Consider the following 13,559-nt stretch of genomic DNA (forward strand, 5'->3'; position numbering starts at 1 on the left):
GTCGGGGTGCTGCGGGTGTTCGAGGGTGTCGTCCTGCTTGATGTCGAAGCGGCTGTAATGCACGTCGTGCAGGATCATATTCATCCGCGCCAGGTTGTAGGTGGTGCGGTTAAGCTCCTGGCCGTAGAACTTGCCAACGTCATCCACTTCCCGCGCCACGCGCAGCAGCAGCGAACCCGAGCCGCAAGTGGGGTCATAGACCGATTTTAGCCGTTTTTTGCCCACCGTCACCAACTTGGCTAGTACTTTCGATACCTCCTGCGGCGTGTAGAATTCTCCGGCCTTCTTGCCCGCCCCGCTGGCAAACTTGCCGATGAGGTACTCGTAGGCATCGCCCAGCACGTCGGAGTCGGCGTCTTGCAGCCGGAAGTCGATCTTATTAAGGTGCGCCAGTACCTTGGCGATCACGGCGTTCTTGGCTGCTTCGGTGCGGCCCAGCTTGGTGGACGTCAAGTCTAGATCCTCGAAAAGGTTGCCAAAGTCCTCCTCGCTCTCGTGGCCCATCGTGCTTTGCTCGATATTGCTGAGGATCTTGGCCAAATCGCCCAGAATGAAGTTGCTGGCGATGGTTTCATCGACTTCCCCGGCTTCTTCCTCCTCGACTTCTTCGAGCAGCGGGTATTGGTAGCCGGGCTTGTCGGGTTCGGTCGGCAGGTTTCCCCGGCGGACCAGCTCGCGGAACAGTTCCGAAGGTTTTAGAAAATAGCCCAGCTTGGAAATGGCCTCTTCGCGGATGGCGTCGAGGTACTGCTGTCCCTGGTCGCTGTCCTCGTCAATCTGCCTATAGTCCAAGCCGTCCTCTTTCAGGATTTCATTGGCATAGAGCAACATGCGCTCCGAGAGGTATTTGTAAAATATAAAGCCGAGGATATAGTCGCGGAATTCATCGGCCCCCATTTTGCCGCGCAGGGTGTTGGCGATGTTCCAGAGTTGCTGTTCGAGGTTTTTCTTTTGGTCGTCAGACATTGAGCTTATTCAGGTTCAGCGCAAAAAGCAGGGACGCACTAACTTGTGCGTCCCTGCCGGGAATGCGGCATTTGAACCCGAATTTACGGCAATTTCTGCGAAACGGGTAAGAATTTTAGAGCCTTTCGTAAAACGATTTAAAAACGAATAGTCTGAAATCCTGGCATAGGCCGAACCACTCTTCGCGGCACATATCGAAGCGCATTTTGGGAACCAGTTCTAACTCTGCTCCCTCCTCAGTTTGGGTTATTAGGTATTTGGGGTGAAGAGCATCCTGACCATATCGGTCGAGAATTTGTTGTAGTTGGGGACATTTAGTTTTGAGATTTTTAAAAGGGGATTGTTTGGTTGATTTCATCGGTTAGGTTTTCCATTTCACATATCGTGCACACACCTGAACCCGCTATCCGTGTTACTCTACAAAACGGATAGAGTTTTAGGTCGCGCAAATTTGTTAGAAACCGCTGGGCCTAGCAATACGCCTTTAGTCGTATTTTACCGAAACAGCCCAAGAATCGCGAGGAAGTAGCACATACGTACAAGTACGTACATTGGCCAAAAAACCGCGTTTCTATTGATTCTGCATGATTTTATGGAGGAGTTGAACCTTGCTGGTGACGTCGGCTTTTTGAAAAATATTTTCAATGTGCTTCTTAACCGTCCCTTTGGAAATGTACAGTTCTTCGGCAACATTTTTGTACGTTTTCCCAGTTCTTACCAGCCGAACGATCTCCTTCTCTCGCGAGGTCAGGTTGAAAAAGGTCATGTTTCTCTCAAAGACCTGAATATTCCTCTCGATGACATCGACTATGCCGTTGAGAGGAATTTCTGTTTCAACTGCTTCAAAAGCTTGTAGTTTCTCACGATCCAGTCTGGCTTGTATGATAGATCGGCGGATGAACAGAAACGTTAGGATTGTGAAACCCAGATTGGTGATGATTGCCTCGGTAACTTGGTCAATGCCGGGAAAAAAGGCAATGGCCACGAATGGAACAACGGAGCAGTACATCCCGATTTCTTCAAAAAATTCCCGATTTTTAATCTTCTTTTTGAATGCTTTGTGGATGGATTGATACATCACATAAGCCAGTACCAGACTGTACGCCGCCGGGATAATCAGACCGTGGGCGATAGCGCTGTCGATATCACCCTCAAGCAGATATTCCGTGGTAAAAATCAGGGTGAAAGGGATGTAAAGAAACAAAACGACGCCATAGGTGGCGTGAAAGCGCAGACCCCCTAAATTATAGGAGCGGTAAAAATAGTAAGGAAAGTAGCTGGCCATGACAAAGCCAGCCGCGTAGGTGAACGCGTATTGAATCACCATTGGTATGTTGGTGATGTGTGGATCGGGGAACAGCCCCATCGCCAGGTTTTTGACGATAAGCAGGAAAAGCAGAATTAGGTAATACTTGCGATTTTGATCCTTTGGCCAACACAGATAGTAGTAGAGTTGGTATAAGAAAAACACCGCTTCAAGGACAATGAAGCAGAAGGTAACAATGTGGATGTCTGTACCAAATACGCGCATATCTGTTCTGGTGGCTCATTTGTCACTTCTCATTAAAAACAGCGTGTAGCTGAGTTGTATCTTGCCGTAAATAGAAAATCCGTGCTTTTGGTACCAAGGGATGTTTTTATGCGTGGAGGTTTCCAGGTAAACGGGTCTGCCCATTTCAGCAGCATCTTTCATAATTTCTTCCAGGATTTTACTCCCTATGCCCTCCCCCTGATGTTCGGGCAAGACACCGACAAACCATAAATGGTAAATTGGTATCCTCGGATGATGCGCATACACCTGATTTTCTCGACTTAGGGCTTTTCTGATGTTCCAAAAGCCGATGGACTTGAGAATCAAACGTCCCATTATCAGCAAACTTCTGAGTGTCGTCCGCTTGCGGTCGGGGAAAATCACAAGTGCGCAGGCCTTTCTGTTTTCCGAAATCACCACCTTTCCCCACAATCGGCACATTTCAAGTGAATAGGCGATTAATTCCCTGAGTCGCAGGGTTCTTTTCGAGTCATGCGGAATGAGGTAGTTCACGCTCATATTGTCTTCAAACGACCGGAATAGAATTTCAACAACCAATTTTTTATCCTCAATGGTAGCTTCAACCATCTCAAAAGTGGCTTTTAGGAACAGGGCGAACGAACAAGAGTTTCAAAAATGATCTTCGCTCCGGTAATACAGGAAAAGTGGTGATTTTATAATGCTTGTTGCAGAGGGAATAATCTTAATAAAAAATTCATGCCTAGGCGGTTACTACCTTGCAATGTTCAAGAGCCGCCTTAAAACAAAACATTTTAAACTCTGATTTTGGAAAATCGTGGCGATTCTATCACAGTATCATGTTCATCAGCCTTCGGTCTGTCCAATTCCCGCGAAGTATCCTGCTTTACCGCCTGGCTTTGTGGTTTGCTTTCTAGACCATGGTCAGCCAATTCTTCATTTGGCTTCAAACTCTCGGTAAGACGCTTTTCGATGTCAAAAAGGCTGGCTTTGAGTTCTCTCAGCCTCCCTTCTTTCGGCCAAGGCTTGTTTTGGGCTTCCGAAGCAATTTTTATATCGCGCGTAAGTTCTTCCTGCCTTTCATGCTGGTGTTTCAACAGTTTGGCTATTTGTTCGCTTGAAGTGGCTTTGTTAACATACTCTCCAGCCGTCCTGATTTTTTCCGAGTTGAGGTAGCCGTTGTTATGGCGGTAGACAATTCCGTTGGGCGACCGCACATCCCATTTATGCTGCGTATGGCCATCGAACTTGAAGGTATCTACCGAAAGTTCAAAGCCCTCAAAAGTGGCTATTTTCGTGATGCCGACGAGCCTTTTTTGCTGAGCGGTCAGCATGGAAATGCCTAACTCCTCAATTTTGTCTTCTTCCACCAGCGGGTGATTCTCCAGTTTATTGCCGTGAAGTAGCTTTTGGTCGGCCTTTAATTTTTCCAGCATCTCCCCTACCCTTTCCAGCGTTTTTTCCAACACGGAATACGAGCGGCGCTGGGAAGCCATGTCCTTGTTGAATATCGTCCTTTCTGATTCCAGACCGGCGATCTGCTTTTCCGTTTTGGCCTTTTCGAGCAAGTCCTTATTGCCCGAAAGCAGGGCGACGTACTCGGCGTAATTCATGCCATTCGTCTCGTCCATACCTCCCTCGTCGATGCTCCGAACTGATATGTTTTGGTTCTTAATCTGGGAAATGAAAAGGGCTTTGTTCTGCAACAGGTTGAACATAAAGTTATCCAGCGTCCGCTCCACAGCATACACATAGTTCTGCACCTGGTTGCCGAAATGGTTTTTAGCCGTTTCGTTTCCTGCCCGGACTCCTCGGCCAACGCGCTGCTCAAAATCAGAAGGCTTCCAGGGGACGTCCAGATGGTGCATGGCCACGATGTGCTTCTGCGCATTGACCCCCGTTCCTAGTTTTTCGGTAGATCCCATCAACACGCGAATTCGACCTTCGTTGGTATCCCGGATGATTTGCTGACGCTGCTTGTCGTTCTTCGCATCATGAATAAACCGGATTTCGTTGCCGGGCATATCGTACTCGTGAATTAGCTTTGTTTTCAAAGCATCATACACATTGAAGAGAGAATTTCCCGAAGGCGTACCCAAATCACAGAACACGACCTGGGTACCCTTGAACGGCGTAGATTCCTCGTAATGCTTACTAATCACCGCCGCTGCCTGGCTTACTTTGCTGTTCGGATGGTCACCATTGGTTGGGTCAACCAGCCGCATATCCAGTGCCGATTTCTTAGAGTAATTTGTTGCGATCAACATTTTGGCCCGCTCCTCTGACTCCGAGAGCGGCCTTCTGCCCAACAGGGTACCATCACCGCTGGCGGCAAACTTGATGAGGTTTTCGGTAAACGCGGCCTGCTGCTCGGTCGGTTTGATGTTTATCAGTCGATGCACGGCGGCAGGTCGATCGACGCCGACCATTTCCGCCGTTCGGAAATCTGTGATCTGACTATAGCAAGCGGCTAGTTCTGGCACCTTAATAAAATGCCGGAAACGCGATTTCTCGATTAGCTGATTTGTAACGGAGTATTCATAATCCGTTGTCTTCTTGGCATAAACCGACAGCCAAGAGTCGAAATTTTCCATTTTTTGCCGTTTCAACTCCTTCGGTCGCAGGTACTTGAAAAGCAAATACAGTTCCGTCAGGGAGTTAGAAATGGGCGTCCCGGAATAAAAGGCAACGCCTGAATCCTCTCCTCTCTTTTCTTGGATAGTCCTGACCGCGAAAAGCATATTGAGCGCCCGCTGGGATCCCACTTGGTTACCCAGACCCGCCACCCGATCGTGCCGGGTAGTAAAAAGCAGGTTTTTGAATTTGTGGCTCTCGTCCACTTGGAGGAAATCAATGCCCATTTTTTCAAAATCCAGGACATTGTCCTTTTTCTCATCAATCTGATGGAGAACCGAGTTCAGGTTATTAGTCAGGGAAACCTTTCTTCTTTCTAATCCTTTCAATAACGCGGTACCGACCCTATAATCCGTTCTCTTGAGTTCGTCCAAATCTTTTTCAAGATTGGCAACTTCCCTACCTATCAGACGTTTTTGGACATCCAGACTTTGGGGGATTTTAGCAAATTGGTCATGCGTCAGAATGATGCAATCCCAGGAAGTATTAGCCATTGCGTCGAAAAGCCTTTCCCTCCTCTGCTTGGAAAAATCCTTTTCGGATGGCGCAAGAATCCGGGCGTCAGGATACGCGGCTTTGAAGGTATCGGCGATAGCCCCGACATTGGCCTTCATACCTACGATCATTGGCTTGGCCACCAAGCCCAGGCGTTTCATTTCGTAGGCCGTGACGATCATCGTCAGTGTCTTCCCGGTACCCACTTCATGATCCACGATGCCGCCGGCGTTCTGAATCAGCATCCAGGCGGTATCTTTTTGGGAGCCGTATAGCTCCTTGATCCCTAAGTTCTGCAAGCGCAGATTCGGGAATTTCAAATGAGAGCCGTCGTATTTCTGCTTTACTTCCGCATTATATAGCCGATTGTAAGTATCCTCAATTTCCTTTTTCTCCGAACTGGGCAGTTCTCTCATCCAATCGACGAAGCCGTTCCTGATCGTGTCGATCTTTTGGGAAGCCAGACGTATTTTTTCCGAATCCCGGACAGTCATTTCCCGGCCTTGACCATCACTGACCTTCTTTGTGATATTGGGAACATTGTCCAGCAGCGCGTAATGCAGCAAATCCAAACCCGTGTAAGTTCGGCTGTTGGATTGCACGGCGAACTCCTCAGTAAGTTTGGGATTGTGGCGGTGGTCGAATCCTTTAATCCCAAAATCGTCGATAGACGGAGAATAGCTTACCGCGACCTCGGTGGAGAAGAAACTCGACGCAAACCTCGAGTAAAGTTCGGTATCGAGCCACCTCTCACCCAAGTTAAAATCGATCAACTCAAATGGGACTGGTTCGGGCCGGACACTTTCCAGATAACGGAGCGTTCGATCGACTTCCAAAGGATCAGACGTTACCATCGACCCTACCGCTATTATCTGGTCTATTTTTTCCTGAATGTTACCTGATCCTAAGACGTCTTTGATTTGATAGCCCCAGTCGAGCGGATTGTAGTAAATCTGCTCGGATAATTCCGCCAAGAGTCCATCAGAATTCTCGCCGGAGATTTCCGACATATATTTCAAATCTACAATGCCGTACCTATTCAGGGACGCTGCTAGTGATTCTTGCGGAGTGAAAGTGGTAACCTGAGCGTTCGCAATGTGAACCGGACGGTGAAAAATATCTGTTTTTTCGTAGGTCTTGGACTCTTCGTTGTAGGTTTCCAGCGATAGCAACTGCCGACCCGCTGGGTCAAGCAGGATCGTGTCGATATTCGTGCGGTCTTTCAAGGAGCCAAAGCTGGCTTTGAAAGAATCGTAGCTTTCGTTGAGCTGTTCGCGAAGCTGCGGACTCTCAGTTTGGTTGTCTCTCTCTTGGTGAACCAGTTTGAAATAACTGTCCCGGATGTCTATCAGCGTTTCCCAACGGCCCTTTTGAGAAGAAGAGAGCCGGATAGGTTCTACCACGGTTTTTCCGGCGTCATCCAATTGAAGCGTTCCAACCGTTCCCGCTTGCTGTACGATGCTGCCTTGGGAAAGGTGTTCGTAACGATCGCCCGTAAATTCAATCGCAACTGGCTGGGCAAAAGGAACAGCGGAGGGTGAAGAGAACAAGTCGAGTTGGCCAGCGGGCGCTGACTTCCGTTTGCTCTTTGTGAGGGGATTTGCCTGGTAAAGTCGGTAATCAAAGGTATTAAGCAGGTCTTGTTGGAAAACCCCAAAAACCTCTCTTCCTATTTGCTGGGCATCGCCAGCGTGATTGTAGATGAGCGCAGGCTTGCCGTACTGGTTCGTAGCAATGTCTTGGCTCGTGTGAATTATACGGTTGGGCGCACGATCAAAATATAGGTTAGACTTAACCGTATCCTCGCCCGGAATAGGGCGCGAGGTTTCAAGGAATAGCATCTCCTGCTCAGAAAGCGTTCTTACGGGTTTGGTCCGTTTCTGAACGATGATGAAATCAGACCCGGCTTCGGTACCCGCATCTTTGAAAAGATTATTAGGCAACCTTACCGCTGAAATCAGCCGCGCTTTTTGCAGCAAATTCTCGCGAAAAGCGCGATTACTCTCAGTATTGGCAAAACTGTCAGTCGTGATCAAGGCGACCAAACCACCAGGTCGGGCCAGTTCGACGCTTTTCAGGAAAAAGTAGTTATGAATCTTTCCGGTCGCCTGTTTTTCAACCTCTCCTTTCCTGGCAAAAGAAGGATCGAAAACTGAAATATTTCCGAAGGGGATGTTGCTGGCCACCAAATCGAACAGATTGTCCTTTTGACCGCCGATGTTCTCGAAAGCTTCGATTCTGACTGTGTCGCCAGATTTTGCCGAAAGCAAAAGCCCGGACAGCAAGTCCTTTTCAAACATCAGGACATCGCCTAGGCGATGGTCGACTCTGATTGTATCAATGAATCTGCCGCTCCCCGCCGAGGGATCGAGTACGGAGTTTAACGGAATCCCGGTGGCTTTTAAGGAAGAGGAGAACGCCTCGACAATGGGAGTCGGTGTATAGAAACCAGTAAGGACGCTGTTCTTGGCTGACTCAATGTATTTGGCGGAGTCATTCGGCCTATACAATTCCACCAACTCGTGGAATTCCTGAACCAAAGGCCGCATACGCTTATTAGAATCTGTCCAAAGCGCGTCAATTTTGGGATCGCTCAGTATTTCGCTCAGTCCGCCAAATCCAGCGTACTGCGATAAAACCGTGTTCTCCTGTGGATTGGCATTTCTAAAACTGAGATGAACCTCAAACGCCAGGCGTAGCGCGGTCAAGTTTGACCGCATTTGTTCCAACTTGTTCATGGGTGGGTTGGGGCGGGATTTTACTTTTTATTGAGCGTGATAAGCGTTTTCCTTACTCCGTTCAGCAACTCCTTATTTGCCAGGCTCATCTCTTCGGGAGTGGCCGCAATTTGGATGGCGGAAATCTGTTCGGTGTTTTCGGCTAGAACTTTCAGCACCAAATCCTGTTCGCCCAAGTCTTCAATTCCAGTCGCATAGGTTAGAAAAGTCTCATTTTCTAACAAGAAATCTTTTAGAATACCGTAAGGCGAAGAGATACCTTCCAGAGTTTCGGTGAGGGCGCGTTCCATCGCTTCGTAAGTCGGCATTCCTGCCCGATCATACGCCAGGAACAGGGCAACCGTATCTTGGGTCAATTCCGCCAGGTGGTTTTGAATACCTTCCTCCTGAATCAAATCCGGGTAGTGATCCAGCAGATATTTTTTGATGCTGTTTTCAAAATATCCGCTCTGAGGCTCGTTTCTATCCTCTATCATATCCTTATTCAAATTATTAATTCTTAATTAACATATATCAAATGTAAAATTTTTATTTTAATTTATTTGAGTTGTTTCCTATTTTTCGGGGTTTTGGAACCCCGCCCCAGCAAAAAAGGCCAATAGCTTGTCGCTATCGGCCTTTTTTGCTTCTGACTACTTTCGCTTAATGGTAGTTGAAAACGGTCACGTAATGCACGTACCACGGGTCAATGGCAAAGCTCAGGGTGGCGTATTGGTATTCTCCTTGAAAAGATTTCAAGATTCTTGAACAGGCTTCTTCACTTCCAAAAACGAATAAATCCTTGTTCCTGACTATATAGGCGCTTACCTGCTCTTGGGCAAGTTGGCTCATTTTCTGGGAATATGTTTGATTCTGATTATTCATGTTGCAGTTTGAAATAAGGGTTTGCAGTCCGGGCAAAATACCCGGCCTGCAAACGGGTGAGGAAATCAGGCTATCAGGTCGGCAAAAATGGGCAGGTCGCAGGCCTTCAGAAGCTGGTGGCCGTTGGCGATGTTGAGGCATTGGTGGTAGCCGTCCAAATTGAGCCGCTCCGCGCGGTTAAACATGGACATTCCATTGTCAGCGGTCACGCCTAGTTCGTGCGTCGTGTAGTTGGTCAAACCGTTGAACAGGCCAAAGAGGGTGTGTCCAGTATCGGCCATTTCCGTCCTGAAGCAAGCCTCAATGGTGGAAACAATATTTTGCTTGCGGGTGCTGATTTCGGCCTGGCCTAGCCGTTCCTCTCTGCTGAGGTTAGCCAAACGAGCTACCAAGCTGTCGTGAATCTCCTTCGAGACTTCCACCTTGGAGAAGTCATTCATGCTTTTGTAGTATGCGCGGAGACTTTTCCGGTAGTTGTAAAACTCCTCCTGAATCCTTTCCACGCCAATCTCGAGCCCGCGTGAATGCTTTACTTTAAGGGAGCGGTACTGACGGGCAAAACGGTTTTGGCAGCGCATCATCAGATTAGAATTTCCGACGAAAAACGTGGTCTGTCCGTCGTGGCCGTTGCCAATCATCAGATGGTCTTTGAATTCAAAACCGCCGACCTCGAAAGGCTCCGTGCATTTGAGGAAACCGAGCATTTTCTTACCGCCTTCCAATTCGTAGATGGCCTCGATCGGGAAGCCAGTAACGTCGGCGAAACGCTCCACACTGCGGATAAACGAAGCGTTGGACATAGGGTTGTACCCTTTTTTGCAGACATTAAGCAAGGCTCCCGTGTCGCTGCGAAGCAGGGCTTTGTACCCTGGTAGTTCCGCGTTTCGCTCTAATGACGTGGCGGAAATTTTGGACTGGACGACCTCCCAATCTGAGAGGGTTGTGACGATGAATGGATTTTGATTTACCATGATAAAAATGAATTAAGAGGTTTGTAAATGGCAGTCTGTCAACTGCTTAACTACCTAAAGGTACCACTTTATCTTGATTCCTACAACTTAGATGAACACAATTTGGAGAGAAAATCCTTCTTCCCATTTGCTATAAAAAAAGGCTTTCCTTTGGAGGAAAGCCCTTGATAATGTGCAAGTTTTATTTAGTCATAATTTGGGTCCCTTCTTTTTGGGTGGCCCTTCTTCCTTAGAATCTTTATGATTTTGCTGATTTTTCGTTTCAGCGGGGATTATAGGTTTATGTCTAGACTGTTGGAGAAATGACAAGAGTGACCATTGCCCCATAGAAAGGTTGCTAGAAGTTGGCAAGCTCTTTCCGTTTCGGTTTCTCAAGACATCGTTGAAGTCGTTTTGTGTTGCCGTTGGTTTGACTACGTTCGTAAGTTTTCTTCCATCCCTTCTTTCGATTTCCACTCCCAACTGATACAGCGCCGCCTCCAGCATTCTGCCTACGTTAGGAAATTTTATCTCCGTTACCGTCCGCAGGACATTCGTTTCGGAATCAATCAGGTTCTCTCGCCGGAGTTCGTTTGCCTCCTTATCTTTACGCTGAAACATATTCATTTTATCAACCACTCGGTCGATTACACCTGCGTTTTCTGCCAAAACAGCCCGGAACCCCGCTTCCTTGCTCAGCGGGTATTTTATTTCGATGGTAAGCACGTTATGCCCCACTTCTTTTGCATCCATTTCCACGCCCCCGGCTCCGGTTGCCGGTGTGGGGTTTTTATAAACCACGTGCGGGAGTATCGCGAAGCGATTGTCCCGCCGTGGGTGTTCCTGGGCCAACATATTAACAGCAAAACGGTTTCCCGCCATATTTCCATCCATTCCGATCACGAACTGGGCTTGGGGGTTGGATTGGACAATATTTCCAATCTGTTCGATTTGCTGATAAGATGGGTTGCCTGCCGCTGAGATGTATTGTCGATACTCGCCTATTACGGGAGGAGAAAGTTGATGGTAGGAAATTGAATCAATGGGTGATTCAGAGATCATGATCCGATTAGTCGTTATTTCTAATTCGGTCTTTTGAACTTCAACCGAGACGTCTCCCTTTTCTGGATGCTTGGTGTGAAAAGTCAGTTTGCCATTCGATTTGGATACTGTTCCCTTGGTATCTTTATCTAAATGCATATTTTCATCATTTACCACAAAATCTTTTTCAGCCTTAAGCTTGGCGTGTTCGTTGCTCTTCCAAATGGCGTCACCCTTGCAGCCGGGCGGGAAGCTTTTGAAGTCCTCATTCCGCATATCCATGGTCAGAATGTTCCCCTTCCTCGAAGTTAATGGAAAGACGATATTAGTGTGTTCTCCATTTTTAGACGCCAAGACCTGATTTTTAAATTCTGGAGCAAAGAGCGTTTCGGGTGAAATACACCGCTTCTCGGTCAGGTAATTGGGTCGATTTTCCGGCAAGAGTGTCAAGTTGTACTGCTCGATCAGGTCGGATTGTCGCAATTTCTCGTCATTCAAGTACTGCTTGGGAGAAGCGGGCGTCATTGGCCTGAGCTGCGCCGCCTTTTCCTTATAATCTGGGCTACCGAGTATTTGATCCACCACCCGGAAAGCGTTTTTGTAGTCTCCTTCTTTATATTTTATGAAGGCGAATACATCTCCCTTAAACGCATTGTTATTGAGATCCACGAACCCCTTAAATCCGCTGTCAGCATTGTTCATAACCGCCAGACGCTGGCTGTCGCCCTCGATGCCCGATTTGTACACCCGCCATCTGTCATTAGGCTTCGACTTTGCACTCATCTCATAGCTGTAGTGCTGAAGCACCAATTCCATGTCCAATTCATTCCTGATCTGCGCAAAATCCCTTCTCTGGTAGTTTGGCGTAAATTGCTTGGGTTTGGAAAACTTCACGACTGGTTCTGGTTTATTTTTAGTTTCCATGCTGAGATAGGTTGAAGGTTCCGCGATGTTCTGGCTGGGCAGGTCGAAAGCCTTCACGGCTTTGAAGAGGACATCCAGGTTGTACTCCTTGGCTTTACCGTTTGTGTTTCCGGTATTATGGTAGAGGTCGGGAAAGGACATATGGTCAATCAGCAAACCCTGATTGGTGGCACTGTTGGCAAACTCGTGCGCTTTGATCGTGGCTTTACGATCGTATACCTTGGCGAAATCAGAAACCTGGAATCCGTTGACAGCGGGGTAGAAATCGACGCCCACACTGTCTCTGGTAGCAATACCTGAATCAGATTTGAGGGGCTTTTTCGCTTTAGGGTCGAAATCTGCAGTGATCGGACTCCGGCCTGATTCGCGCAGCGCTGTATTGAGCAGGATAATGTTTTCCTGAGCGGGGTCGATCCAAAGTTTAATGGTGCTATCGGTTCGCGCTTGTTCGTAAGCATTGATCGAAAAGCTTCCAAAAGCCATGTAGCGTACATTATTGGCATTCAACTGATCGAATAGCTCAACCTTGTCATTATCTACGAAGTTGACGGGCTGGTTCATAGTGAGAGACGAGTTTGGAGTAATGAGGATTTCTTATCGGAAAATGGATTGGTCGCCATGCTTCTGCCTCAAAGATTTTCGTAAAAAGCCTGGAGTACGAAGAGCCTGAATCCTTGGGGCAATTCGTACCACATATCAGCTGACATGGCCTCCCTCATTTTTGGGATTAATATTGTCTCCTCATCTTCATCATCCGTGACAATGCAGCATGGCTCTAGGGCGTCTTCACCGTAGGTCTGAATAATGTAATCCACAGTAAGTAGACACTCATTTTCATTCTTGATTTTCATAGGAGTTGGTTGTAAGCTGGTAGTGGATCTCCTTAGGTGAGTCTCATATCCGACGCCTCACGGAAGGCACTTCGGTTTCGAGATTCTTTTTCGGCTGCTCAGCCTGCACAAGCCGAGGCTGCCCCTCCCCTATTTCCACGAGTTTCCCCGATATGGAATTAAACTTCACTTTGGCTTCAGGCACTCCCTCGGCCTCAGTACCCGGTTCGGCGACTACGGTGATGCTGTGGCCACCGAGTAGCTTTTTCATTTGCCTTTCGTTTATAGGCACCCCTTTGTGGTTCGTCGGAAGCTCCGATAGCGGCACTTGGTGTTCTTGGGCAAGAACGCTGTCCGTCCCACCCTGCGGATTCTTGAGGCGAACTCCCTGCTTGTAGCTTATCGTGAACAGGGATTCTGTTTTATCGAGAAACTCCCTTCGTTTCTGGGCATCGCTCTCGAAATACCAATCGGCTATGTTGGTCAGGCTCGTTTTGAGTTCTATCGCTTTGGCTATCGGGGAGATTGGTTGGCTCATGATCCCGGAGATTTCCCTAATTTCCTCGGTGTACTCAGCCACGTTAGAGTCCGTGGCTTTGGATAATGC

10 protein-coding genes are annotated in these 13,559 nt (G+C 47.9%); all 10 read right to left on the minus strand.

Annotation, left to right across the window (positions count from 1 at the left end):
* A partial coding sequence (locus tag ACEW8P_RS06045) for an N-6 DNA methylase (protein WP_373512204.1) occupies positions 1-966 on the minus strand: 966 nt, incomplete at its 3' end.
* Positions 967-1,537: 571 nt separating this feature from the next.
* Positions 1,538-2,497, minus strand: a complete 960-nt coding sequence (locus tag ACEW8P_RS06050) for a response regulator transcription factor (RefSeq protein ID WP_373512205.1) — start codon at positions 2,495-2,497, stop codon at positions 1,538-1,540.
* Between the two features lie 15 nt (positions 2,498-2,512).
* Positions 2,513-3,085 (minus strand): GNAT family N-acetyltransferase, encoded by a 573-nt coding sequence (locus tag ACEW8P_RS06055; protein WP_373512206.1) that lies wholly within the window; start codon positions 3,083-3,085, stop codon positions 2,513-2,515.
* 185 nt (positions 3,086-3,270) lie between these two features.
* Positions 3,271-8,343 carry a helicase-related protein gene (locus ACEW8P_RS06060; RefSeq protein ID WP_373512207.1) on the minus strand — a complete coding sequence of 1,691 codons (5,073 nt, stop codon included), beginning with the start codon at positions 8,341-8,343 and terminating at the stop codon, positions 3,271-3,273.
* A gap of 20 nt (positions 8,344-8,363) precedes the next feature.
* Positions 8,364-8,819, minus strand: coding sequence for a hypothetical protein (locus ACEW8P_RS06065; RefSeq protein ID WP_373512208.1), 456 nt, complete (start codon positions 8,817-8,819; stop codon positions 8,364-8,366).
* 166 nt (positions 8,820-8,985) lie between these two features.
* Positions 8,986-9,174 carry a hypothetical protein gene (locus ACEW8P_RS06070; RefSeq protein WP_373512209.1) on the minus strand — a complete coding sequence of 63 codons (189 nt, stop codon included), beginning with the start codon at positions 9,172-9,174 and terminating at the stop codon, positions 8,986-8,988.
* Positions 9,175-9,272: 98 nt separating this feature from the next.
* Positions 9,273-10,178, minus strand: a complete 906-nt coding sequence (locus ACEW8P_RS06075; protein ID WP_373512210.1) for a DUF932 domain-containing protein — start codon at positions 10,176-10,178, stop codon at positions 9,273-9,275.
* A 189-nt stretch (positions 10,179-10,367) separates the two neighbouring features.
* On the minus strand, positions 10,368-12,683 hold the full coding sequence (locus ACEW8P_RS06080; RefSeq protein ID WP_373512211.1) for a DUF3991 domain-containing protein: 2,316 nt from the start codon (positions 12,681-12,683) through the stop codon (positions 10,368-10,370).
* 68 nt (positions 12,684-12,751) lie between these two features.
* Entirely contained in the window at positions 12,752-12,973 is a 222-nt protein-coding gene (locus ACEW8P_RS06085) for a hypothetical protein (protein WP_373512212.1), read from the minus strand.
* 43 nt (positions 12,974-13,016) lie between these two features.
* Positions 13,017-13,559, minus strand: a 543-nt coding sequence (locus tag ACEW8P_RS06090) for a hypothetical protein (protein WP_373512213.1), incomplete at its 5' end; no start/stop codon positions are given.

Origin of the sequence: Persicitalea sp. (genome assembly GCF_041751555.1) — a bacterium.
In the GTDB taxonomy this organism is placed as follows: domain Bacteria; phylum Bacteroidota; class Bacteroidia; order Cytophagales; family Spirosomataceae; genus Persicitalea.